This is a genomic window from Neobacillus niacini (assembly GCF_030817595.1).
GTDB lineage: Bacteria > Bacillota > Bacilli > Bacillales > Cytobacillaceae > Neobacillus > Neobacillus niacini_G.
This window is the reverse complement of record NZ_JAUSZN010000001.1, coordinates 5,520,779-5,545,280: the sequence shown is the minus strand read 5'-3', so window position 1 is coordinate 5,545,280 and position 24,502 is coordinate 5,520,779. Positions and strand designations below refer to the sequence as shown.

20 protein-coding genes and 1 riboswitch are annotated in these 24,502 nt (G+C 35.5%); of the genes, 4 read left to right on the top strand and 16 right to left on the bottom strand.

Features of this window, described 5'->3' with window-relative positions:
* Positions 1 to 8: 8 nt before the first annotated feature.
* From QFZ31_RS26205 to QFZ31_RS26130, 16 genes are all read right to left on the bottom strand, one after another.
* The gene (locus tag QFZ31_RS26205; RefSeq protein ID WP_307311800.1) at positions 9 to 1,097 is read right to left on the bottom strand and encodes a glycosyltransferase family 1 protein; all 1,089 of its coding nucleotides are present in this window, start codon (positions 1,095 to 1,097) and stop codon (positions 9 to 11) included.
* A gap of 71 nt (positions 1,098 to 1,168) precedes the next feature.
* The gene (locus QFZ31_RS26200) at positions 1,169 to 2,236 is read right to left on the bottom strand and encodes an EpsG family protein (protein ID WP_307308745.1); all 1,068 of its coding nucleotides are present in this window, start codon (positions 2,234 to 2,236) and stop codon (positions 1,169 to 1,171) included.
* Between the two features lie 65 nt (positions 2,237 to 2,301).
* Positions 2,302 to 3,192 (bottom strand): glycosyltransferase family 2 protein, encoded by an 891-nt coding sequence (locus tag QFZ31_RS26195; protein ID WP_307308743.1) that lies wholly within the window; start codon positions 3,190 to 3,192, stop codon positions 2,302 to 2,304.
* A 4-nt stretch (positions 3,193 to 3,196) separates the two neighbouring features.
* Positions 3,197 to 4,306: a glycosyltransferase family 1 protein gene (locus QFZ31_RS26190; RefSeq protein ID WP_307308741.1), complete on the bottom strand. Its 1,110-nt coding sequence runs from the start codon at positions 4,304 to 4,306 to the stop codon at positions 3,197 to 3,199.
* Complete coding sequence (locus tag QFZ31_RS26185) at positions 4,291 to 5,442, bottom strand: glycosyltransferase family 4 protein (RefSeq protein ID WP_307308738.1); 1,152 nt, start codon at positions 5,440 to 5,442, stop codon at positions 4,291 to 4,293. The genes QFZ31_RS26190 and QFZ31_RS26185 overlap by 16 nt, the downstream gene beginning before the upstream one ends.
* Positions 5,443 to 5,469: 27 nt before the next feature.
* Positions 5,470 to 7,296, bottom strand: a complete 1,827-nt coding sequence (locus QFZ31_RS26180; protein WP_307308736.1) for a polysaccharide biosynthesis protein — start codon at positions 7,294 to 7,296, stop codon at positions 5,470 to 5,472.
* Between the two features lie 40 nt (positions 7,297 to 7,336).
* A complete protein-coding gene (locus QFZ31_RS26175) occupies positions 7,337 to 7,477 on the bottom strand; it encodes a hypothetical protein (protein ID WP_307308734.1) in 141 nt (46 codons plus the stop codon).
* A 260-nt stretch (positions 7,478 to 7,737) separates the two neighbouring features.
* Positions 7,738 to 8,394 carry a CpsD/CapB family tyrosine-protein kinase gene (locus QFZ31_RS26170; protein ID WP_307308732.1) on the bottom strand — a complete coding sequence of 219 codons (657 nt, stop codon included), beginning with the start codon at positions 8,392 to 8,394 and terminating at the stop codon, positions 7,738 to 7,740.
* Entirely contained in the window at positions 8,381 to 9,115 is a 735-nt protein-coding gene (locus QFZ31_RS26165) for a YveK family protein (protein ID WP_307308729.1), read from the bottom strand. Before QFZ31_RS26165 ends, QFZ31_RS26170 begins: the two co-directional genes overlap by 14 nt.
* Before the next feature lie 228 nt (positions 9,116 to 9,343).
* Positions 9,344 to 11,143 (bottom strand): ABC transporter ATP-binding protein, encoded by a 1,800-nt coding sequence (locus tag QFZ31_RS26160; RefSeq protein ID WP_307308726.1) that lies wholly within the window; start codon positions 11,141 to 11,143, stop codon positions 9,344 to 9,346.
* A 2-nt stretch (positions 11,144 to 11,145) separates the two neighbouring features.
* On the bottom strand, positions 11,146 to 12,345 hold the full coding sequence (locus QFZ31_RS26155) for a nucleotidyltransferase family protein (RefSeq protein WP_307308725.1): 1,200 nt from the start codon (positions 12,343 to 12,345) through the stop codon (positions 11,146 to 11,148).
* 1 nt (position 12,346) lies between these two features.
* On the bottom strand, positions 12,347 to 12,814 hold the full coding sequence (locus QFZ31_RS26150; RefSeq protein WP_307308722.1) for a lasso peptide biosynthesis B2 protein: 468 nt from the start codon (positions 12,812 to 12,814) through the stop codon (positions 12,347 to 12,349).
* 15 nt (positions 12,815 to 12,829) lie between these two features.
* Positions 12,830 to 13,132: a lasso peptide biosynthesis PqqD family chaperone gene (locus tag QFZ31_RS26145; protein WP_307308719.1), complete on the bottom strand. Its 303-nt coding sequence runs from the start codon at positions 13,130 to 13,132 to the stop codon at positions 12,830 to 12,832.
* Positions 13,129 to 14,070 (bottom strand): aldolase, encoded by a 942-nt coding sequence (locus tag QFZ31_RS26140; protein WP_307308717.1) that lies wholly within the window; start codon positions 14,068 to 14,070, stop codon positions 13,129 to 13,131. The genes QFZ31_RS26145 and QFZ31_RS26140 overlap by 4 nt, the downstream gene beginning before the upstream one ends.
* A gap of 98 nt (positions 14,071 to 14,168) precedes the next feature.
* On the bottom strand, positions 14,169 to 14,294 hold the full coding sequence (locus QFZ31_RS26135; protein WP_307308714.1) for a paeninodin family lasso peptide: 126 nt from the start codon (positions 14,292 to 14,294) through the stop codon (positions 14,169 to 14,171).
* Positions 14,295 to 14,313: 19 nt separating this feature from the next.
* On the bottom strand, positions 14,314 to 16,248 hold the full coding sequence (locus tag QFZ31_RS26130; protein ID WP_307308712.1) for a lasso peptide isopeptide bond-forming cyclase: 1,935 nt from the start codon (positions 16,246 to 16,248) through the stop codon (positions 14,314 to 14,316).
* Positions 16,249 to 16,643: 395 nt separating this feature from the next.
* Positions 16,644 to 16,760, top strand: a riboswitch (SAM riboswitch).
* Between the two features lie 79 nt (positions 16,761 to 16,839).
* On the opposite strand from QFZ31_RS26130, the gene QFZ31_RS26125 reads away from it, so the two are divergent.
* Genes QFZ31_RS26125 through metH form a run of 4 tightly spaced genes read left to right on the top strand, consistent with a single transcriptional unit; the run spans position 16,840 to position 24,434 of the window.
* Entirely contained in the window at positions 16,840 to 17,955 is a 1,116-nt protein-coding gene (locus QFZ31_RS26125) for a methionine biosynthesis PLP-dependent protein (RefSeq protein WP_307308710.1), read from the top strand.
* A complete protein-coding gene (gene metC, locus QFZ31_RS26120) occupies positions 17,955 to 19,142 on the top strand; it encodes a cystathionine beta-lyase (protein ID WP_307308708.1) in 1,188 nt (395 codons plus the stop codon). Before QFZ31_RS26125 ends, metC begins: the two co-directional genes overlap by 1 nt.
* 2 nt (positions 19,143 to 19,144) lie before the next feature.
* On the top strand, positions 19,145 to 21,004 hold the full coding sequence (locus QFZ31_RS26115) for a bifunctional homocysteine S-methyltransferase/methylenetetrahydrofolate reductase (protein WP_307308705.1): 1,860 nt from the start codon (positions 19,145 to 19,147) through the stop codon (positions 21,002 to 21,004).
* Positions 20,985 to 24,434 (top strand): methionine synthase, encoded by a 3,450-nt coding sequence (gene metH, locus QFZ31_RS26110; protein WP_307308704.1) that lies wholly within the window; start codon positions 20,985 to 20,987, stop codon positions 24,432 to 24,434. Before QFZ31_RS26115 ends, metH begins: the two co-directional genes overlap by 20 nt.
* The last annotated feature ends 68 nt before the right edge of the window (positions 24,435 to 24,502 follow it).

The following is a 24,502-nucleotide window of genomic DNA, read 5'->3' as shown; positions in this document are numbered from 1 at the left end:
TACCATTGTCAACTAGCCCCATATAAATTAATCCAATCATTAACATTACTTTGAATGTTGTAACCACGTTTGGATATTTCTTCTTTAATCAGCCTGCTGCTGGGTCTATCCTTTTCTAAAGCATCATTAATTTCAGTGCACCAGTTTTCCAATCTCTCATCAAGACTGAGATAAGAAGTTAATCCTAATCCCATATCTGTAGTAATGGGCACTTTATTGGAGATGACACAAGGTGTTCCTGCACTTTGCGCCTCTAACGCAACTATACCAAAACCTTCAAATTGTGAAGGGAAAAGAAATACATCAAAGGCTTTCATCAATCTCGGTATATCTTCCCTGACCCCTAAAAACCTAATGTGTTTTAGAATTCCTAGGGTTTGTGCATCTTTTTCAATTTGTTTTTTTAATGGGCCTTCACCTATTAATAAGGCAAAAAAACTACTGTCTTTTTCTAATAATTCCTTTAGAATTTTCAATATAAATATATGATTTTTAGACTCTGAAAACCTTCCTACATGACCGATAATTTTGGAATTATCGGGTATCCCTAATTCCTCGGAAACACTTTTTCTATAGTTTTTTTTACTTTCAAATTGGTTAATATCAATTCCATTTTTAAGAATTCTAACTTTTCCATCATTAAACATTTTTTTGCCAAATAGAAATTCAGCTGCTTCTTTACTACAACTGCAATAATGTGTTGCAGTAAATCTAATTATTGTTTGGAGGACTTTTAAAGTGATTTTTTCATAATATCTATTCCCTTTATGCCAATTGTTACTGTGGGAATGACAAATTCTATTTGTAATCCCACTTATTTTAGCAGCTAATGCTGGAAATCCACTTTGAAAGTCTGTATGAGCGTGAACGGCAATAAAAGAATTTGCAGACATAATTTTTACTAATTCTTTTATATAGGTATATGGACCAAGCTGCCCCAAACTTGGAATTTTGAAAATCCTTCCACCAAGTTCAATAATTTCCTTCTCGTAATCCCCTTGTTTGTTTGAGTGTGATATAAAATCAAATTGGATTTTTGACCTATCCAAGTTTCTATAAATATTCATGATTAAGGTTTCCGCTCCACCGCGTTCCATTGAACTAACAATATGCAAAATCCTCTTGGGGGATGTTCCCACAATTACTACCTCCATATATAAAACTGTTATTATAAATAATCACTTTTATAAATGATATTCAAAGATATTACACTCTCATAATAATAAAAAATAAAATAGCATATTAAAAGTGCATAATAGATGACTCTTTGATCCTTTTCAGAAAAAACTTTGACAATCCAAGAAATCAGAATTAAATGATATAAAGTAAAATAAATAGAGAATCTAGCAAATATCCAATTTTGGGTTGAAATAATCATAAAGACAAATCCAATAATTGACATGTTCACTATAATGTCACTTTCAGGGAAAATCTTTCGTAGCTTTTCTCTTCCAAAGTAGGAGATTGCAATCGGAACAAGATTTACAGCAACTCTAATAATGCTAGCTCCGCCTTCATTAAAGTTTTGATAATGACCATATTCAGTGTCCTTAATTGCGGAGAATAATATGGTTGAAAATTTATCAAATCCTAACACTATTAAAATTGAGAAAAATAACAGGATAAAAGTTGCCTTTGACCAAGCTTTATACCTAACTAAAAAATAGATTGGGATTAATACTAGTGCACTTTGATGAAACGTGGAAGCAACAAGTATGACTAAGATATATTTCAGCAAACTTCCCTCAATTAAAAATTTTGTTGCCGTAAAAATAACTGCTGCAGCAAGACACTGTCTAATACCATTCATAGAAATTAAAAATAAACCACCTGTAATATAGACAAACATACTAAGCTCAAACATTCGCGAGTATTTGTACAATACAAGGACAATAAGTATATTTGTTATAATGGCAGTTGTTAAGATTAGAATCTGTGGGTCATTAGAATACCTTTTTAATACCATTTGGAGTAATCCAAAACCAATATCTTTCTGAGAATTAATAAATTCCCAAGTAAAATCATTCATTTCAAAAGAGTGCTTGTAAAAATAGGTATCTCCTATATTTGAACGGAGACCTGCAACTAGTGCTAATGATACCATCGTTCCAAAAACAAGGGCTTTATTTGGTTTTATCGGAACTGAAGAGAGCATTCCAGTTGTTGAAACAGCAAAATATCTTGAGAAAAATGACAAAATAAAAACTATGGCAAGATTGATCCATAGAATAGTCATAATTATTTCCTTTCAAAAAGTTCATTATTTTTTAAGAAATTTTGAATGTAAATATGAAATAATAATTATTTTAGGGTAGCCCTTGTTTTTATATTAATAAAAAAGTATAGTAAAATGCCGAATGGAATAGCAAGAACTGTAAGTGACTTGACTGGAGTCTCGCTAATAAATTTCCAATTTTTCCACATTAGACTACTGGAAACATAATGAATGGCCTGCCTGAATCTAAAGGTTATACTAGCAAATGGTATCTGCATTAGCACTTTACGATAAAATGCAAACCCTCTTGGATTTTTCCGGTATTGATTAAACATATTTTGTGATGATCCATCTGGAAGGTATTCAACACAACATAATACTTCATTCACCAACAACATTTCATAGTGCCTATCTAACATATAATATTTATAAGCTAAACCTACATATTTCTCATTATTAAATACAGGATATGGATACTTCTTCGTTAATTCGGTACGATAGACCAGCTTTTTATCACCAGTAACACCATACTTATTATATAGCTCAAATAAGGTTGAGCTTTTTATATTCTCGGGTAGTTTCGTACCTATGATTTTATTATCTGTATAGGAGTCCAGACCGATAAATCCGCTCACTTTCTCGCTTCCATTTTCATTCCAGAATCGAATGATTTTTTCAACTGCTTGCTCCGGCATAAAGTCATCGGAGTCAATGCAAACATTTAATTCAGTATCTATAAGTTCATAGGCTGTATTGTGTGCACCATGCATTCCTTGGTTTTCTTGCCAATGATATTTAATATCAATCATATTCTCATGAATCCAACTACTTACTAATTCCCTTGTATTATCGGTGGAGCCGTCATCGATAATTAACCAAACAAAATCAGTACTGGTTTGATTAAGAAGACTTTGATAACAATTACCAAGGCAATAGGCTCGATTAAAAGTCGGAGTAAAAACGGTTAATTTTTTCATGATATCACCCCGATATACTTATATAAAAATTCTCCAATTTCCCAGCTGTTTTTCTTATATCATAACCCTGCTTGGATATGGAATGTGAAATAATATTTCTATTCAATTGCATTGAGGCAATCTTTTTAACTTTTTGAATCCATTGACTATTATTATTTAAAGATATAAATTCAACTAAGTTACTCCCAATATCCACTTCTTTAGAGATATTATCCGATATTACACATGGTAATCCAGATCCCTGGGCTTCAACTAAGGAAACAGGTAATCCTTCATGCAAAGATGGAAAAACAAACAAATCAAATGCCTGAAGTAAACGATGAATATCACTTCTTATTCCAACAAACTTTACATTGCCAACAATATTTAGTTTTTTTACCTGCCTCTCAATATCAAGACGTAACGGTCCATCGCCTACCAATACCAAAACAGAATTCTTATTTATTTTGTGGTATTCCGCAAATAAATCAATTAAAAATGAATGATTTTTTTGATGAGCAAATCTTCCAACATGACCTAGAACGAATTTATCATTATCAAGATTCAACTCTTCCCTAACTTCATTTCTAGTTTTAGGGCAAAATGTAAATTTTTCGATTTCAATTCCATTCTTTAATATTTTTGTTGATTGTGATTTCTCTTTAAATAACCATTCAGCTGCTTGTGTTGAGCAAGCAAATAAATTTGTGGAATTTTTAATAATTAAATTTCCGACATACCACTTATAAAGCCTTGCTGCTAGACCACCTTCACTTCTAGTGTTATGACTATGTGAAATTCGAATCGAAACTCCTGCCTTTTTGGCTGCAAGAAGAATTATTCCACTCATTTTATCCATGTGCGAATGCACAATTTTATATTCTTTATTTGTGCTAAAAAATTCGTCTAATTTCTTTGCATATTTGAAGTGACCTATTTCTGATATGTAAGGAATTCTATGAATCTTACCTCCCATTTTTAGGATTTCAGAATCAAATACCCCCTCTTTACATGTCAAAAAATCAAATTGAACCTTTGTTTTGTCCATATTCCGATACAGATTCATAATTAATGTTTCTGCACCCCCCCGGTTCATATTGACAACCACATGTAATATTCTTAATGGATTGCCCACATTACATCCTCCATATCCCCTGTATATTTTCTATAAATATATCTTTTTTCTTCCAGTACCTTATGGATAGAAAATCTATTCAGAATAATTGTCCGTCCTTCTAATCCAAATTTAGTTATTATATCAATATTGCTAGCAAGAATTTTAATCTTATTAGAAAAATCCTCTGGATTATTGTTTATTAACCAACCATTTTTGTTATTTTCAATTAGCTCCCGATGTCCTCTATTATCATTAGCTATAACCGGTAAACCACAAGCCATAGCTTCCATAATGTTAACAGGAAGTCCCTCTCTTAGACTAGAAGCAACTGCAATATCACTCATTTTTAGTAATATATCAATATCATTCCTATAACCGAGGAATTCAACCATCCCTTCGAGGCCTAACTTAATGGAAAGTTCCTGACATTGCTGTAGTAAAGGTCCCTCCCCAGCAAGTAATAGCTTTGCATTTGGAACTTTATCTTTTAATAGGGCTAATGTTTCAATCAGCAAGTTTTGATTTTTATTCTTATTAAATTCTGCAGCATAAAACATTATAAAATCATGGGTAAAATACCCATATTCTTTTCTTAAATTAGATTTATATTTTACATCAACTGGTTTGTAAAAGTCTGTATTCACCCCAACACCGTGTATATGTTCAATATCATTTGCTTTAAATTTATGCTTTTTCGCAAGGTTAAAATCTTCTTCATTAATTGTAAGAAGACAATCGGTAAACTTTGAAAGTACTCTTTCAATTGGATAATAAAGAATCCAGTTACTATACGGGGATCCTTTACAAAAATGGAATCCATGAGCTGTATATAGCACATTTGTTCCACTTTTTCTCGCCTTCCTTGCAGCTAACCGAGTAAGAACTCCTCCCATTGGGGTATGACAGTGGATAATTTTATACTGATTCTTGTCTATTATTGCCTTTAGTTCCTTGTAAGCCAATATATTCCTTTTGTTAAATGGGGACCTTTGAATCGGGATATTATATTTTTGGTCTACATAAGGAAGTTCCATATCACCGCATGCCGCAACATGAACTTCCCAACCTTGTTCCTTAAACCATTTTAAATAGGGCAAATGAAAAGCCTTAAAATGATAATCTACTGTTGCACAGAACAGCACTTTCTTTTGCATTTCTATCCATCCTTTTATTAAATCTATTTATACAGTTACAGTTAATTTGGTTTGTGGTCCTACTTTATTATTAGCAAGGTTTAAAAGCTTCTCCCTTATTTCTCCTTTATCTAAATTTGGGAATGTTGAGAGAAGATCTTCTATTTCTTTTAAGTAAATCTCAGATTTTCTACCAATATATATCTTCGGATAGATTTGCTGTTCATGAACTTCTTCCGCTTTTAATAGTTCCTCAAAAAGCTTTTCTCCAGGTCTAACTCCTGAAAATTCAATTCCTATTTCTTCAATAGAATTACCCGATAGTTTTATAAGGTTTCTTGCTAAGTCAACTATCTTGACTGGCTCCCCCATATCTAATACAAAAATCTCTCCACCTTTTGCCAGCGCCCCGGCTTGAAGGACTAATCTCGCTGCTTCTGGAATCGTCATAAAATAACGAACCATATCAGGATGGGTAACCGTAACCGGTCCACCTTTTTCAATTTGTCTTTTGAATAAGGGAATTACACTTCCTCTGCTTCCTAGTACATTTCCGAAACGAACGGCAACAAATTTCGTATTACTCTCACTGTCCATGTACTGAATCATCATTTCTGCAAGTCTCTTTGTTGCACCCATAACACTTGTAGGATTAACCGCTTTATCCGTCGAGACCATTACGAAAGTGTTAACTCCATTCCAACTTGCTGCCTTGGCTGCATTCAGTGTACCTATTAAGTTATTTTTCACGGCTTCTTCAGGATTAGCTTCCATGAGTGGAACATGTTTATGAGCACCCGCATGATAAACAGTATCTGGTTGATATGTACTCATAACCTGCATCATCTTTCTTTCATCTTGTAAGTCAGCAATTACTGGAATAAATTCAGTACTTTTATTTTTAAATGTCTCTTTTAATTCCATCTCAATTAAATAGATGCTATTTTCCCCGTGTCCAAGCAATACTAACTGTTTAGGATCAAATTTTGAAACTTGACGGCAAATTTCGGAACCAATCGATCCACCTGCTCCCGTTACTAATACCACTTTTCCGGTTATATTTTCTGAAATACTATTAATATCTAATTCTACCGGCTCTCTACCTAGTAAATCTTCTACCTGTACATCACGAAACTGTTTTACAGATACTTTCCCAGTTACCAAGTCTTCTAACATTGGAAGAATTTGTGTTTTAGCTTTTGTTTTGGCACACTCAAGGAATATCTTATTTAAATCCTTTTTACCAAGGGATGGTATTGCAATAACGATATTATTAATCCCTAATTCCCTTACGGTTGCCTCAATCTTATCTATTCCACCAATAACAGGTAATCCCAGAATATCAAGCCTATGTTTTTTATAATCATCATCTATAAACGCCACTGGTAATAGGTTTGCTTCATTCGCTTTATTTAGCTGCCTTGCTACCATCATCCCAGCAGATCCAGCTCCAACAATCAAGGTTCTCTGTTTATATTCAACTTTATTAAGGTACGAATCTCTAAACATTCTCCAACAAAATCTAGAACCACCGATAAAAGACATATTAAGTAGCCATGTTATGGTAAGCAATCGAAATTGAATACTTTGAACAATGATTTGCTGTACAACCGCTGCAATAAAAATAGATATTGTGACTGCCTTTAATATACTAATTAGCTCACCAATGCTTGCATACTCCCATGCTTTTTTATATAGATGAAAATGAAACGAAAGAAAATGATGACTCAGCAAAATAACAATAGCACTTAGTACAACAGGAAAAGTGAAAACATGAATTGTACCATCTACTAAAAAACGACTGAAGAAAATTGCTGATATGACAATACATGAGTCGATAAATATAAATAGAGATAATCTTTGTCGATAGGTCATACTTTCCTCCTTATATAAGAGATTGATTTATGAAATATAGTTACTTAGTGGATTGATACCTTATCCTGATTGCGTTCTCAATAAGTTTCTTAATTTCCATTAACTCATTTATTGGTGCATCTTGTTTAATATATCTGACTGCCTTTTTAACAGATTTTGGATATTGGTCGAAGTTTTTCAAAATACCACTTCCTTTTTAAAAAATTTTTAATCATATGCTCTTTCTGTAGACCACATCATTAAAAATTTTTTAAATAGTTGGGCATTTAACCCATCCTCACACCACACTATTGACGACTAGCGTCTAAGGTCAAATGACCCACAGCATGATCGAGTGCCTCCGTTGGATAAAGGAAAGGAGACATCACCTAAAATTTCGTTATTACTCTCAAATCATTCTTAATAAAGAACAGTGATCTAAAAAAAATTAAAGAATTATTGCTATTTGTTCATTACAACTCCAACCAGTTTTACCTTTGCAAATTCCAACACCTTTTTAGCTTCAGCAGCTTTTTCAAATTTGGTTTTACCGTTTTGAATGACCAATACTACCCCATCACATTGCTTTGCTAAAAGCTTTGTATCTGTAACGTCCAAGATAGAGTTAGAGTCAATTAAAACTACATCATATGATCTTAAAGCTGAAATCAGAAGATCGCGCATCATTGGTGAGCTTAATAATTCAACCGGATTATTAGCAACTGTGCCGCTAGGGACTATATCTAATCTACCAATTTCCGTATGGATAATCGCATCGTAGAATGAAATTCTTCCATTTAAAATATCTGTCAGACCATTAGTGTTTGATGTTCTAAAAAATGTATGTAATGAAGGCTTTCTTAAATTTGCATCAATTAAAAGCACCTTTTCCTTCTGCTGTGCAATCGTTATAGCTAGGTTAGATGCTGTGGTTGATTTACCTTCCCCATCACCTGGTGAGGTTATTAGGAAGATTTTACTATTCTCTCCTGCCACAGAAAATTTAATATTTGTCTGAATCATCCGGAATTGTTCTGAAATAATAGAATCTGGATAAGAAGAGGTTATTAACGTTCTTTTCTTAGAAGCAGTCTGTTTCTTTTTTTTATTTATAACCAATTGTCTCACCCCTTAGTTCTATTTCCAATCGACCACTTTTTTTCTTCTTAATATTCCTATTGTTCATTTTTGAAATTTTTCCTAAAACTTGGACTCCAAATAATGCTTCAATCTCTTTCTCAGATCGTATCCTATCATCCAAAGATTCAATAAGAAACGCAAATCCAATACCCACAATAATACCGGCAATTATAGCTAAATACAGCTTATTATTATTTTCCTGATTTATTGGGGAAGTATTCACTTTAGCATTGGATAATAACCTTATATAGTCCTCTCCAACTATGTTTGGAACCTCATCCTTAAAAACTTGTGCAGTTTTATCTGCAATGCTAGCTGCTAGGATAGGGTCTCTATCAATTACACTGATACTTACGACCTGGGAGCCATCGATACTGGCAACTGATATTTGTCCAGCCAATTCTTCAGCTGACTTATCAAGATTCAGTTCTTCAATCACTTTGTCTAAGATTGCAGAGTCTTTAATAATAACCTGTAACGTTTTTTGGGATTCCGCATCTGTACCTATAATAATTCTTGATGAAGTTTGATATAATGGAGTTGTTGAAAGGTTATTAAGGTATGCGCCTATGATACTAGCAATTATAGCGATCATCACAATGACCCAAAAGCGCCTTTTAATAACAAGAAATAATTCCTTTAAATTTATGTCCTTTACTCTGTGATTTTCTTGTCCTTGTATTTGATTTACGTTTTTCATAGAAACCACCTTTTCTTATATAGGAGACTAATATTGTATTAAGTTTTTTGTTCTAGATAAAGAACGAATTGATAAAAAAAAACAACTTTTCCGTAAACATCAGATGTTTTCTTTGATATTACATTTAAAAATGTAAATACTAACCTATTTATACACAATATTAGTTCTTTATAAGAAACATGTCAATGATATACTTAAAAATAATACCTGTTTTTTATTAGATTGTTATCATCCACTCAATTCAACTTGTTTTTTAAGAAGATTGTTGAACATTCCTGATTTATCAGTTGCTAGCTGGTTAAATTGACCTTGTTGAATAATTTTTCCTTGTTCTAATACAATTACCTTATCAGCATTTCGGATCGTAGATAATCGGTGAGCAATAACAATAATGGTCATCTTACCTTTAAGCCTTTCAATGGCTTCTTGTATTTTCGACTCATTTTCTGTATCAAGTGCGCTTGTTGCTTCATCTAATATCAAAATAGATGGTTTACGTAAAATAGCTCTGGCAATTACAAGTCTTTGACGCTCCCCTCCCGAAAGCTTAATACCCCTATCACCTACAATGGTATCAATCCCCTTCGGAAGTCTTGATGTAAATTCTGCCGCAGCCGAGAATTCTAGTGCCTCTTTTATCTGTTCTTCAGTTGCATTGGGTTTAATTAGTAGGAGGTTATCCCGAATTGTTGCATTAAATAAAAATGGCTCCTGTGATACATAACTAATTGAATACCTTAATGCCAAAAGATTTTGTTTTGTTAAGGTATCCCCATCTATTAGAACACTTCCTGCTTCAGGTCTATTTAGTCCCATTAGTATATCAATTAAAGTACTTTTTCCCGCCCCTGATGGACCCACAATAGCAGTCATACTATTAATAGGAATCGTTAAATTAATATCTTGAAGAGTATAGGTTGATTCCAATTGATTATATTTAAAAAACACACCCCTACATTCAATTTCCTTTTTAATTTGTAGTGGTCCTATTTCCTCGTATATTGTTTCACCTATAATTTCTTTAGATTTTTGACAATTTGATTTCATTTCTAATAAAGATTTAAATGCTGGTATTGTTGTTGCAATTTGTTCCAAACTTGCTTGAATTTCAGTAACCCTGGGCCATAACCGCGAGAAAATAATAAATATTAATAAAAATTGCTCTTGGTTAGCATCAAACAACATAACATATGTAAAGATGAGAATGGCAATTAATGTTGCCGAAGCAATTTTATAAAAGGTTTGGGAAGCAGTTTTTAATTTTATATATTCCATCTGCTCTTCTATCATCCCATTTGTCAGAGACTTAAGCCAAATTAACCGTGACTCCTCTAAAGAATTGCTTTTTATATCTTTTATTCCATTAAGTTGGTCTGTAATTCCTGCTAGATATTCTTGTGCTAATTCCGAGGTTTTTGAACCTATTATTCTTGATTGCTTTATAAATTTTTTAGAGAACAATGTAAGTATTAGACCTGATAATAATACAAATATAGTTAATTTTGAAGATAACCAAAAAGCAATTCCAATTTGAATGAGAGTAAAAATGAGTGAAGTAAATAATTTTAATAAATGGTTCACTCCTCCAGCAACGCGGGCCAATTCCATGGTCATTACATTAATAAGATCTGCCTTTCTTTCCTTTAAGAAAAAACTCCAATTGGATCCTAATAATGAACCATATATTTCTAATCTTAATTGTTGTACAAAACCTTGAGTAATTTTAACATTTCTAATTGAAAGATTCCTTTGCAATAGATTTTGGCCTATTACAAAAAGGATAAAAAATCCTAAGATAAATAATAATACTACCTGTTTTGGATAATCCTTTAGGAAGCTAAACATATCAATAAATTTAGTTTCTCCTACTTGTATATCAACCAATCCACAATAACTTAGCATTGGAATTAATAAAATTAATCCGATTCCCTCTAAAAAACTGACTATTCCCATCCCTAAGAGATTTATATAAAGTATACTTCCCGAATAGGAATATAAACGCTTGATAAAATAAAGGACTTGATTCAATATCATACCCTCCTGGCTATTACACCTTTCCTTGTTTTCCTCCAAAGTAACAATATTGGACGTAATGGGAAATATAAAAAGTGTAGAATCTTTGGTAACGGTAAAGTTTCCATATCGATTGCAAAGGGGTAAAGGAAACTTAAAATATAAAAAAACTTTTGTCTATTGGACATAAGTGAGAATAAGTGTTTTTTATGATATTCATCGACTTCTAACGGAAGAGGGTAGGTATGAAGATTAATCATTTGTCTAATATAAAACAAAGCTTCTGTTGCTAGTTGTTCTGAACGTGTTCCATCTATTAATTCAAGCAATTCATTCTTTACGTTAATATTAAAGAGTTCAGAGGTTAATATGATTGCTTGACCACCTAAATGGCGGGATTGATATTTCTTTAATAGATTAATAATTTCTCTTATATTTAAGTCTTGTTTTGATAATTCAACTATATCTATTAACCAGCGGAGTCTTGACCAGCCATGTCTCGCACCATGCGAAACAAGAAATACAAACAGATCTTCATTCCCTAAATAGTAGATGGGATAACTATTAGAAAGAGAACTTAACCTCTTCCTCTTCCATAAGGCAGCAAATTTCGGCTCTTTAGATGGACCTGGATTCAACCTCCAATGAATTTCTAATTTAATTTTCTTCTCAGGATGGTAAAAAGTTATATGGTGATGTCTCCATTTCCAATCATTCAGAACAGAAACAATATAATCATCTTTGATATACCCGTTCTCTAGAAGAAGTTTCTCTGCTTCTTCTAATTTACTCATTGGTATAAGTATATCCAAATCAGAACAAGTACGATGTGATAAATCCCCATATAATGCTGTAGCCAGTATTGGGCCCTTTAAAAAAAGTGTTTCAATCTTGTTCTCTGTCAATAATTTACTAATCCTCTCCATTTCCCCACTCAGATACAACATCTTAATGGTGTTATTTTTGTATAATAACGATAACTCATTTATTACATAAGTAGGAATCCAATCAAGATTTAATTTTCTCAATTTCAAATAAATAGTAGGATAAACCCGATGGTGTTTTACTTGCTGAAGGAAAATGTCCCAGTTAAAATCTTCTAAATTTCCAGTCTTTAAAGTTTGAAGTCTATCATTATCCTCTAGCTTCATGATTTCAAGCAACAAAATTAACTCTTTTGGAAAATCGGTTAATTCAAGCCTAAAGTTTTTATCCATTTTAGTTCCCTTCACTGACAATACTATTTTTTTTCGAGAATTTTCCAATAACAGTAAATCTACTCATTTCCTCTGCCCCGGTTAAGAAAAAAGGTCCGCTGCGCAGCCAGGCATGTGCGATCATTTTACCGTCTCCGTCTTTTCCAGTCCCAAGATAAATCGTGCTTTCAACCTTACGCTTTTCTAACATTCTCATACCTGCTATTGCTTTTACAAGACACATACTTTCCCAAAAGGTATAACGACTCATTACGTTTATTGCAAAGGAAACATCTCTAATTAATTTAAGATCTCCATCATTATATGAGAAAGATGTTTCTTTCATCGATACACCTAAATAAGGGACAGCCTTAGAAAATGGTAAAATTTTAATTAATCGAGCCCAAGCAAGTAGAATATAAGCTTCAATTAATAACATTTTAGTTGTCATTTTAAGTGAAAAAAATATTCTTATCCTATTCACAATCATACTTATCCACCCTAATTAGGAACGGGTTCCTGCCAGTATTTTAATTAGTCCCTCGTCATTTAATTTTTCTAAAAATAATAGTACCTGTTCCGTACACTCTAATCTCTCAACATTATATTTTGCCAACAACTCATCAATTATTTGCTGAATATATATTGGTTTTTCAATTAAATCCCAGATTTCTCCTCCTATTGTATGAAGATTATAATATTTCCCTTTATTAATATTCATCATTACTTTATCTCCATCCATGTTACTAACGATATTTCCATTCTCCTGAGAAATTCGGCTATTCAGTGTTAGTTTTTCTTTAATCATGAATTAATTCCCTCCGAGTTTATTTGACCTAATATAATTGATAATAATTCAGAAGCAGTAAATCCTTTTGATGGCCGCTGCAATTGGTAAATAGGAGTCTTATTTATTAAATTTAATGAAATATTAAAATGCCATCCAGTTAATCCCATTTGATTTAAAAGAGAACCCCTAAATGTTTGTCTTAATACAGTTTGTACCCTTTCCAATCCTTCTATCTTACGAAAGTTAATGTTCCGTTCCTCTGTTTTTATAAGTTCAAAAATCCCAGATAACGGCAAAGGATTGGAGTAGAAATCATTTATAATTGGAACGGAAAATTTTGTTTCCCTTTCAAATAAAGGACTGTAATTACTCGTTTCCATCCCAAATATACTCATACTTTCTGACCATAATTTTTGTTGAGGATAGGAAGGCATAACATAAGGAATATCCCCTTCTTCAAACCCTACCGCGATTACATCATCACTTAAGAGTTGATATCCATTCTTAATAAAAGCAGTAGCTAATGTTGACTTTCCCGCTCCAGATTTTCCAATTATTGCATAAGCTTTATTATTTATTACCACTGCACTTCCATGCAGTGGAAGTATTTTCCTTTGCATAAGAAGAACACCTATACAAGTACCTAAAATATATAGTCTTATTTTGTCAAAATCGGCTTCTTTCAATGGACAGACTAGAATGTTTTTACCATCCTTTATCCCAAAAATCGCGGTTTGAGGCACCTCAAATAATACGAGGTTTTCATAGACTATCAGTTTCCTTTTCTCATTTTGCAAACTATCCCATAATGTAGGTAAACTAATATCTAACTTTATATAAACATCAATATCCCCATTTTGTTCACTCAGATCCATCACTTCTGGTAGAGGAATTTCACTTAATATACTTAAACCGAAGGCCCTATAAATAGTCCCCTTTATCGTTTTTGTAGCCACTATAAGCCCTCCAAAATAATTCTTAAAAAAATAAAGCCCTCATACTGTTATTGTGTATAAGGGCAGTATTTAAACTAACATTTAAACTAACATTTAAATTAACTGAAATGTACTACTTCATCGATATCAGGTTGTGCCGCATCAGGAGTTTTAATCCCTGGGCCAGCCATTGTCATATTAATATCAAGTGCTTCTATTTCTGGTTTTTGCCATTCCTTTTTCATTCTTACCACCTCCTTTCAGTTAGAAATTTTTAATAAATCGTGATACTATTAAGCAACGCATTAGAATTCTGAAGTCAAAATCAAAAGCGTACTCTGGCTTTGCTTCTTTTTCTATCTTCGAGGTTGCCTCTTTTATTATATTTAAGTCTAAATATTCACCAATTACAGAGTTAGAACTTAATTGATTTAGTTCTTTTATGAAACTACCCCAATTACTAGTCATTCGGTGAACCCCATCAGCACCTTGTACTCCTCGACTTCGCATGTTTAGTCTAACTTTATCAGGTAAATAGTCTATCGTAGATCTTCTAACCAATGATCTATCTAGTCCCTTTCTGACATATTGGTCTTCAGGAACCGACAGACAAAAATTTATAACCCGTAAATCATTTGTAGGGTCGCGATCCCACAAGGCGTATTTTAATGATAACTTTGAACTGTATGTACCGGTTGTATTCCAGTAATACAATTTTTCAAATTGTCTTTTCCTAACCTCATAAGCGCTAGGTAATTCAGAGGCAGAAATATCTACCCCATTTTCATGGAGCATATTTAATACATTTGTTCTTTTTGCGAATTCTGGATTAATTATTTTTGGAAAATGGAAGGGTTCTTGTTTCTGAATAATATTATAAATAGACGGGAATGCCTTCTTTCGAACTTCCTTCATTATTCTTGGCTTGTTAACCTTCATATTTTGACTATATAGAGACAACTCTTTGTAAAGAGTAATCCAATTCATCTTTTTTAATAAAACAGCATAGTAGTCTAGTACTGGTCCCCAAGATATTGTCCAATTACCTCTTTGTCCATTTAGGAGCACACCTATTCCTTGTAGATTCGCTTGTTCATAAATTCCTCGTAACCAAAAAGTATTCTCAAAAAACTTATAAGGCATTTCATGTATTTCTAGCCACTCATCAATTTCTGTAAATGGATTTCGATCATCAAAACTCAAATATTGGTCATTAATGTTGCCTACAAACTGAACCGTTGCCTTAATATATGATTTTTCATTGGCAACTCTGGTTTTATGGGTAAAATCAACAAAATCATCTACAGGGACATAACTAAAAGCATGCAATAATTTATTGGAGTTTTTTAATTCCTTTGCAGCAAAAGAAGCTACTGAACCAGAATCTAACCCACCACTTAAATGTGCCCCTACCTTGCGATGCGTACGTACTCTGCTCCTTACTGCTTTACCGAAAACATCACGAAATGCCTCTTCATAATCCACATCAGATTTCAAGTATATTTTCCCACTTTTGCTTAGTGTGCAATATCTATTAAAAGATAAACGTCCATTTTCTACTGTTATAGAATGTGATGGAGGTACCTGTTCAATCCCTTTGTAGATAGTACTGAAAGAGTCCACTGATTCAAAGTTAACTGGTATAGCCAAAAACTCTGCAAGCCAAGATTCATTTAGAATTTTTCTTATTTTTGGTAGAGTGAGTAATGGTTTAATAGTAGTGCAAAAGGTAAGTTGATTATTATCATAAAAGTAATAAAGTGTTCTGGTACCTGAAAAATCCCTAGCCCCAAAAAGTATTCTTTTTCTTTCATCCCAGATCATGAAAGCGAAGTCACCTATCAAATACTTTGGTGACTCTTTTCCCCACTTTTCATAAGCAAGTAAAATCAACTGGCTATCAGTTATTTTATTCCAATCATCTTTATGTACTTGTAATCTTTCAAACAATTCTTCACGGTTATCGATAATAGCATCTGCTGTAATTGCCAATTGTCTCCCATAATCATAGAATGGCAATTCCTCTCCAATAGATTCCGGTGTGATCCATTGTGCATGGCAGCCTAGAAAGACTTTGTCACTATGCCAAGTTTGAATATCATCGGCCGGATATTTTTCTAAATCCTTCATTAATCTCCTGCCATGTTCGAGGTTAATAGGTTCATCGTTTAAATGATATATACCTGCAATAGCGCTCATCTCTTCCTCCTGCTACTTCTACCTTACTGTTTATCTTTATCCACTTTAAACATAGCATTAATTGCAAACGTCTAGTTCTTTAAACTGAACAACAAGAGCATATTTAATACAAGGATTCCAAAAAACAATCCTAAATAGTGCAAATATATCATTAGCTTTGATAAGATGTTGATAAATTCTTTATTTTCATTCTTGTTGGTTCTCAATAAAGAACAACTCGTTATACCAATAATAAATCCTCCCATTTTAAGTGTCAACTATTTTTTAATGAATATATTCCTTATATTTAAGCGAATTTTCACCAATAGGTTTTAACGGTTTAAAGGAACAACAAAAAGGAATTGACACAATGCCTAAACTGTAGTAAATTTTATAAAAAGTCTAAATATTATACTTTCTTATCAAGAGAGGCTGAGGGAATGGCCCTATGAAGTCTCAGCAACCTTCAATGTTGTTTTTCATTGAAAAGGTGCTAAGTCCTGCAAGTTACTTGATAACTTGTGAGATAAGGAGAATGACCTATGCGTACCAGCAGCCAAAAGTCTTCTTCTTATAGAAGGCTTTTTTTGTTTATATAAGGAGGATAAAAAAATGGTTTACAAAATCGATACGAAGTTAGCTCAAATTGGTAATAGAAGTGATACGGTTACAGGAACGGTAAACCCGCCTGTTTATTTCTCAACTGCATATCGTCATGAAGGCATCGGTCAATCAACAGGTTTTGATTATACTCGTACTGGAAATCCAACAAGAAAGCTACTTGAACAAGCCATCGCTGATTTAGAAGGTGGCGATCAAGGGTTTGCCTGTAGCTCAGGCATGGCGGCAATATTCACGATACTTTCTCTGTTCCAATCTGGAGACGAGTGGATTGTAAGTGAAGATTTATACGGAGGAACATATAGACTTCTAGAACAAGGCTTCAAAAAATGGGGATTAACAACACAATATGTAAATACCTGTAATCCTGAGTTGATTGAAAGTAACATTACTCCGCAGACAAAGGCAATTTTCCTAGAAACACCAACGAATCCGCTTATGCAGGAATCAGATATTGCGGCTGTTTCAGAAATCGCAAAAAAACATGGAATCTTGCTGATTGTCGACAATACCTTCTACACACCACTCATTCAGCAGCCAATCCTGCTAGGTGCGGATATTGTCATCCATAGTGCAACCAAATACTTAGGTGGTCATAATGATGTTCTTGCTGGTCTTGTTGTTGCCAAAGGGAAAGAACTTTGCGAGGCTCTTGCCTTCCACCATAACGGTGCAGGCGGTGTCTTGAGTCCATTTGATTCCTGGTTAGTAATGCGCGGAATGAAAACATTGTCACTAAGAATGGAAAGACATGAACGCAATGCGAAAGCGATTGTTGAATACCTGTCTAACCATGATGGTATTACAGATGTTCTGTATCCAGGAAAAGGTGGAATGGTATCCTTCCGCTTACAAGATGAAGCATGGGTCAATCCATTCCTTCAAAGTCTTTCACTGATCTGCTTTGCAGAAAGTCTTGGTGGAACTGAAAGCTTTATCACCTATCCTGCAACACAGACACATGCGGATATTCCAGAAGAAGTTCGTATCCAGTCTGGTGTATGCAACCGATTATTACGATTCTCAGTTGGTTTGGAAGACCCATCAGATATCGTTCAAGATCTTGAACATGCACTAGCTAAATTAAAAGAAGGAGTGATTGGGTAATGAGTTCAGAAAATTATAGTTTTGAAACCAAGCTCCTTCATAATCAGCATAAAGTCGATCCGGCCACGGGAGCGGTTAGCGTGCCGATCCAACATGCTTCAACCTTCCATCAATTTGATATAGAAAGTTACGGAAAATACGATTACGCTAGAAGTGGAAACCCTACAAGAGAAGCGTTAGAGGATGTTATCGCAGAACTAGAGGGCGGAACGAGAGGCTTTGCATTTTCGTCAGGAATGGCAGCTATTTCAACAGCCTTCCTTCTTCTTTCATCTGGTGACCATATCGTTATTACCGACGATGTGTATGGCGGTACATATCGAATGGTCACTCAAGTACTGACTCGGTTTGGAATTGAACATACCTTTGTAGATATGACATATCTTGATCAGGTAAAAGCGGCCATTCAGCCTAACACCAAAGCATTTTATGTTGAAACACCGTCAAATCCGCTATTAAAGGTTACCAATATTCAAGCTGTTTGTGATTTGGCAAAAAAGATAAACGCTATTACTTATGTAGATAACACTTTTTTAACTCCTGAGTACCAAAGACCTTTAGAGCTTGGTGCAGACATTGTACTCCACAGTGCAACTAAGTTTTTATCAGGACATAGTGATGTCGTTGCAGGTCTTGCGGTTGTAAAGGATGAAGAATTAGGTAAAAGGCTTTATTCCTTACAAAATTCCTTTGGCGCTGTAATTGGACCACAGGATGCATGGCTTGTGCTTAGAGGAATAAAAACCCTCCATGTCAGACTGGAACAGTCACAAAAATCAGCGATTAAAATCGCAGAATTTTTAGCAGATCATCCGTTGATTGAAGAGGTTTATTACCCTGGACTGAAAAATCATCCACAGCACGAGCTTCAAAAAAGTCAGGCTGCTGGACCTGGTGCAGTTTTATCGTTTGAATTTAAGGATGAACAAGCACTTAAAGTCTTTCTTTCCAATGTAAAAATCCCTGTTTTTGCCGTTAGTCTTGGTGCGGTCGAATCCATTCTATCCTATCCGGCAAAAATGTCACATGCAGCTATGTCCCAAGAAGAAAGAGAAAAACGAGGAATTAAAAACAGCCTCATTCGCTTATCCGTTGGCTTAGAGAACCCAGATGATCTCATTCATGACTTTTCTCAGGCTTTACATCATGTGAAAGAAAAACTACTGGTCTTGCAGCAAGGAGAATAATCATGACCTTTTTAGAAAAATTAAACAACCAAATTTTAATAGGGGATGGTGCCATGGGCACCCTTCTTTATTCATTCGGCAAGGATAGCTGCTTGGAAGAGTTGAACCTTTCCCATTCGGAAAAAATTCAAGAGATTCATAATGCCTATATTAAAGCTGGTGCGGATGTCATTCAAACCAACACTTATGCAGCGAATTATTTAAAATTACAGAGATATGGTCTCGAGGACTCCGTTAAAGCGATCAACAGTGCCGCTGTCCAGAACGCAAAATTAGCAGCGCAAGAAAATGCTTATGTGCTGGGAACAATCGGCGGTAACCGCGGGATTAAACCTAGTACTTTATCAATAGAAGAATTAAAGCGCAGTTTCCGTGAACAGTTGTACTGTTTATTACTAGAAGGTGTTGACGGCATTCTTTTAGAAACCTTTTATGACCTTGAGGAACTGGAAACGGCCCTTACGATTGCACGAAAGGAAACGAAGCTGCCAATCATTGCCCAAGTCTCTCTTCATGAGCCAGGTATTTTACAAGACCAGACACCGATTAATAAGGCCTTTACCCGTCTTGAAAACCTCGGTGCTGATGTCATCGGCTTGAACTGCAGGCTTGGACCTCATCATATGTTAAAATCACTGGAGCAAATTGAACTGCCTAAACATGCATACCTTTCAGCCTACCCAAATGCGAGTTTGCCAGCTTATACAGATGGTAAATTCCATTATGAGGGGGATGCAGATTATTTTAAAAAATCGGCACAAAGCTTCCGTCAGGAGGGAGTTCATTTGCTTGGCGGCTGTTGTGGAACGACTCCTGCCCATATCCAGGCATTTGCAGCAGAATTGAAAAACAGCGTGCCTGTCACCGAGAAAGTAGTTAAATTACAATCAAAGAAAATCGTCATTGAACATCGTACAGCGAAAAGGGATCTACAGCCTCTTGAGCAAATCGTGAAGGAACGTCCGTCCGTTATCGTAGAATTAGATACCCCAAGAAAGCTTGATACGAGCAAATTTTTTGAGGGTGCAAAGGCGTTGAAAGAAGCAGGAATCGACGCCATAACAATGGCAGATAACTCGTTAGCTCAGGTGAGGATTTCCAATGAAGCTTTAGGTTATCTTGTTAAACAAGAATTAGGGATGCGGCCGCTGATCCATATTGCCTGCAGAGACCGCAATATTATTGGTTTGCAATCACACCTAATGGGGCTTCATACCCTTGGTATGCATGATGTACTCGCAATCACCGGTGACCCTGCCCGTGTCGGAGATTTTCCGGGTGCCTCTTCAGTTTATGATGTATCATCCTTTGAGTTAATTCAAATGATAAAACAATTAAATGAAGGCTTATCATTCTCCGGGAAAGACCTTGGTCAAAAGACAGCTTTTAGTATAGCTGGTGCCTTTAATCCAAATGTCCGTTCCGTAGAAAAAGCCGTGAAACGTCTTGAGAAAAAAATTGAATTCGGTGCTGATTATTTCATTTCACAGCCTGTCTTCTCTGAGGAAAAATTAATTGAAGTCTATGAACATACGAAACACCTAAAAGCACCTATTTACATTGGTTTAATGCCTTTAACAGGCAGCAGAAATGCGGAATTCCTTCATAATGAGGTGCCAGGAATTAAAATCGCTCAATCGATTCGAGACAGAATGGCCGCATTGAACGATAATCCGCTTCAAGCGGCTCGCGAAGGAATTGAAATAACAAAATCTTTAATTGACACAGCACTGGATTTATTCAATGGGATCTATCTAATCACACCATTTTTACGCTACGAACTAACAACAGAATTAGCTATCTATGCCAGACAACGTGCTAGTCAAATTAGGGGGAACAGCTATGTCGAAAGCTCCATTTAATGAACAACTACACAAACGAATCCTTGTGATGGATGGTGCGATGGGCACCATGCTGCAGCAGGAAAATTTAACAGCAGATGACTTTGGCGGCGAGCAATATGATGGCTGTAACGAGTATTTGAACCTAACAGCTCCTAACGTGATCGCGAAAATTCACCGTGAATACTTGGAGGCGGGTGCGGACATTATTGAGACCAATACCTTTGGGTCCACAAGCATCGTCCTCGATGAGTACAATCTTGGCTTTAGGGCCTATGAATTAAATAAAGTTGCCGCACAAATTGCCAAAAAAGAAGCAGATAAAATTTCCACGGCTGAATGGCCTCGGTATGTGGCAGGATCAATGGGTCCGACCACTAAGACGTTAAGCGTTACAGGCGGGACTACCTTTGAAGCCCTCTCCGCTTCCTATGAGGAACAAGCAATCGGGCTGATTGACGGTGGTGTCGACCTTCTTCTTCTTGAAACAAGTCAAGATATGCTAAATGTAAAGGCTGGTTTTATCGGAATAAAAAATGCATTTAGTAAAACAGGGAAAACCCTCCCATTAATTGTATCTGGTACAATCGAGCCGATGGGCACAACCCTTGCTGGACAGTCGATTGAATCTTTTTATATTTCATTAGAGCATATGAATCCCGTTGCGGTTGGGTTAAATTGTGCGACGGGTCCGGAATTTATGCAGGATCATATCCGTTCCCTTTCCAATCTTGCTTCCAAAGCGATTATTTGTTATCCAAATGCCGGGTTGCCAGATGAAGAAGGACATTATCATGAAACGCCGGAAACATTAGCGAAAAAGCTTGCTGATTTTGCAGCTCACGGCTGGTTGAATATTGTCGGTGGCTGCTGTGGTACCACACCTGATCACATTCGTGCCATTTCAGAAGAAATGAAAAAGTACTCACCACGTGAGGCACAGTCTTCTGATTTCCATATGGTATCTGGGATTGAACCTTTTGTTTACGATGATCCGACACTGCGTCCGATTATGGTCGGGGAAAGAACAAACGTGATTGGCTCTCGTAAATTCAAACGCCTCATTAATGAAGGAAAGATTGAAGAAGCGGCAGAGATTGCACGTGCCCAGGTTAAAGGCGGTGCACATGTCATTGATATTTGTCTTGCAGACCCTGACCGTGATGAGCTTAGCGACATGGAGAATTTCATTCCAGAAGTGGTTAAAAAAATAAAGGTTCCGTTAGTTATTGATTCAACTGATGAAAAAGTAATCGAAAAAGCACTCAAATATTCTCAAGGTAAGGCGATTATTAATTCGATTAACCTTGAAGACGGTGAAGAAAGATTTGAAGCTGTTGTTCCACTCATTCATAAGTACGGAGCAGCAGTCGTTGTTGGTACAATTGATGAAAAAGGAATGGGTGTTACTGCTGAAAAGAAATTAGAGATTGCCAAACGATCTCATGATATTTTAGTCAATAAATATGGTTTAAAGCCACAGGATCTCATTTTTGACCCGCTTGTTTTCCCAGTAGGAACTGGTGATGAACAATATATTGGGTCTGCAAAAGCAACAGTGGAGGGAATCAAGTTAATCAAGGAACATCTTCCTAAGACACAAACGATACTTGGTATCAGTAATGTATCTTTCGGTCTTCCTCCAGTCGGCAGAGAAATCCTAAACTCTGTATTTTTATACCACTGTACATTAGCTGGTCTTGATTATGCGATTGTTAACACTGAAAAACTAGAACGATTCGCATCCATTTCGAAGGAAGAAGTTCAATTAGCTGAGGACCTTCTTTTTAATACTACAGATGAAACGTTAGCTACTTTTACTGAATTTTATCGAGGTAAGAAGAAAGAGTCAAAAAGTACAGTGCCTAACATGAGTTTAGAAGAGCGCCTCTCTTACTATGTGATAGAGGGTACAAAGGAAGGTTTATTGCCTGATTTGGCTTTAGCACTTGAAAGTTATCCTGCTCCACTTGATATTATTAATGGACCATTAATGGAAGGCATGAAAGAAGTAGGCCGACTATTTAATGACAATCAGCTAATTGTGGCAGAAGTTCTCCAGAGCGCTGAAGTAATGAAAGCTGCTGTCTCCTATTTAGAGCCGTATATGGAAAAAGGCGATGTCTCTTCCTCGAAAGGGAAAGTCATTTTAGCAACCGTAAAAGGCGATGTTCATGATATTGGGAAAAACCTCGTTGATATTATTCTTAGCAATAACGGTTATGATGTCCGAGATTTAGGGATCAAGGTATCACCTAATGAATTGGTTCAAGCCATTCAAAAGGAGAAACCAGATATCGTTGGATTATCAGGGTTGCTAGTAAAGTCAGCTCAGCAAATGGTCATAACAGCACAGGACATGAAAGAAGCAGGAATTTCAACACCAATCCTTGTAGGTGGTGCTGCTCTTTCTCGGAAGTTTACCGATACAAAAATTGCCAAAGAATATGATGGACTTGTTCTTTATGCAAAGGACGCTATGACTGGATTATCATTAGCGAATCAGCTTCAATCTCCTGAAGAGCACGAAAAACTAATTGCTGAAAAAAATGAAAAACTAGCTGCTTTGGAAGTGCCTCGGGAACTGCCAAGTCGTTCAGCGGTCTCTACAGCAGTAAAAATTAGACCGTCTGTTTCAACGGAAGTACCAGTTTTCACACCGATGGATACGAAGAAACATATTTTAAAAACCTATTCTTTATCCCATATTGAGCCATATATCAATATGCAAATGTTAATTGGTCATCATCTCGGTGTAAAAGGAAAAATTGCAAACCTGATTGCTGCAAAGGATGAAAAAGCGCTAAAAGTTAAAGAAGTGGTAGATGGACTATTAGCAGACGCTAAGGCCGGCAATTGGATTTTACCAGCTGCAGTCTATCAGTTCTTCCCTGCTCAGTCAGAAGGAAATAAAATCTTCATTTTCGATCCAGAAGAGACTAATACAATCATTGAAACGTTTGATTTCCCAAGACAGGAATCGGCACCGCATTTATGCTTGGCTGATTTCGTTAAGTCAGTTGACAGCGGTGAGAAAGATTATGTTGGTTTCTTTACAGTAACAGCTGGCAGAGGGATTCGTGAACAAGCTGACAAATTAAAGGCAGATGGCCGTTTTCTTGAAAGCCATGCCCTTCAAGCGTTAGCACTAGAAACCGCAGAAGGCTTTGCAGAATTAATTCATCGTCAAATGCGCGATCGCTGGGGATTCCCTGATCCGCTGACGTTTAGTATGCAGGATCGTTTCGCCGCTAAGTACCAAGGGCAGCGTTTCTCTTTTGGATATCCAGCATGTCCAGATTTAGAGGATCAGAAGAAACTTTTTGCCTTAATTCACCCTGAGGAAATTGGAATTGAATTAACAGAAGGGTGCATGATGGAGCCAGAGGCCTCCGTATCAGCCATGGTATTCGCGCATCCAGAAGCAAGATACTTTAATGTCCATAGATAAATGAAGTCCGCGGATTAGATTCCGCGGATTTTTTATTTTGTCCATGGGGACGGTTTCTTGGTTTTAGT

What these genes read in the sequence shown, in the direction of transcription:
- QFZ31_RS26205 (WP_307311800.1), bottom strand. Translation starts at nt 1,097, where the DNA reads ATGGAACGCGGTGGAGCGGAAACCTTAATCATGAATATTTATAGAAAC.
- QFZ31_RS26200 (WP_307308745.1), bottom strand. Translation starts at nt 2,236, where the DNA reads ATGACTATTCTATGGATCAATCTTGCCATAGTTTTTATTTTGTCATTT.
- QFZ31_RS26195 (WP_307308743.1), bottom strand. Translation starts at nt 3,192, where the DNA reads ATGAAAAAATTAACCGTTTTTACTCCGACTTTTAATCGAGCCTATTGC.
- QFZ31_RS26185 (WP_307308738.1), bottom strand. Translation starts at nt 5,442, where the DNA reads ATGCAAAAGAAAGTGCTGTTCTGTGCAACAGTAGATTATCATTTTAAG.
- QFZ31_RS26180 (WP_307308736.1), bottom strand. Translation starts at nt 7,296, where the DNA reads ATGACCTATCGACAAAGATTATCTCTATTTATATTTATCGACTCATGT.
- QFZ31_RS26165 (WP_307308729.1), bottom strand. Translation starts at nt 9,115, where the DNA reads ATGAAAAACGTAAATCAAATACAAGGACAAGAAAATCACAGAGTAAAG.
- QFZ31_RS26155 (WP_307308725.1), bottom strand. Translation starts at nt 12,345, where the DNA reads ATGGATAAAAACTTTAGGCTTGAATTAACCGATTTTCCAAAAGAGTTA.
- QFZ31_RS26150 (WP_307308722.1), bottom strand. Translation starts at nt 12,814, where the DNA reads ATGATTGTGAATAGGATAAGAATATTTTTTTCACTTAAAATGACAACT.
- QFZ31_RS26145 (WP_307308719.1), bottom strand. Translation starts at nt 13,132, where the DNA reads ATGATTAAAGAAAAACTAACACTGAATAGCCGAATTTCTCAGGAGAAT.
- QFZ31_RS26135 (WP_307308714.1), bottom strand. Translation starts at nt 14,294, where the DNA reads ATGAAAAAGGAATGGCAAAAACCAGAAATAGAAGCACTTGATATTAAT.
- QFZ31_RS26130 (WP_307308712.1), bottom strand. Translation starts at nt 16,248, where the DNA reads ATGAGCGCTATTGCAGGTATATATCATTTAAACGATGAACCTATTAAC.
- QFZ31_RS26125 (WP_307308710.1), top strand. Translation starts at nt 16,840, where the DNA reads ATGGTTTACAAAATCGATACGAAGTTAGCTCAAATTGGTAATAGAAGT.
- metC (WP_307308708.1), top strand. Translation starts at nt 17,955, where the DNA reads ATGAGTTCAGAAAATTATAGTTTTGAAACCAAGCTCCTTCATAATCAG.
- QFZ31_RS26115 (WP_307308705.1), top strand. Translation starts at nt 19,145, where the DNA reads ATGACCTTTTTAGAAAAATTAAACAACCAAATTTTAATAGGGGATGGT.
- metH (WP_307308704.1), top strand. Translation starts at nt 20,985, where the DNA reads ATGTCGAAAGCTCCATTTAATGAACAACTACACAAACGAATCCTTGTG.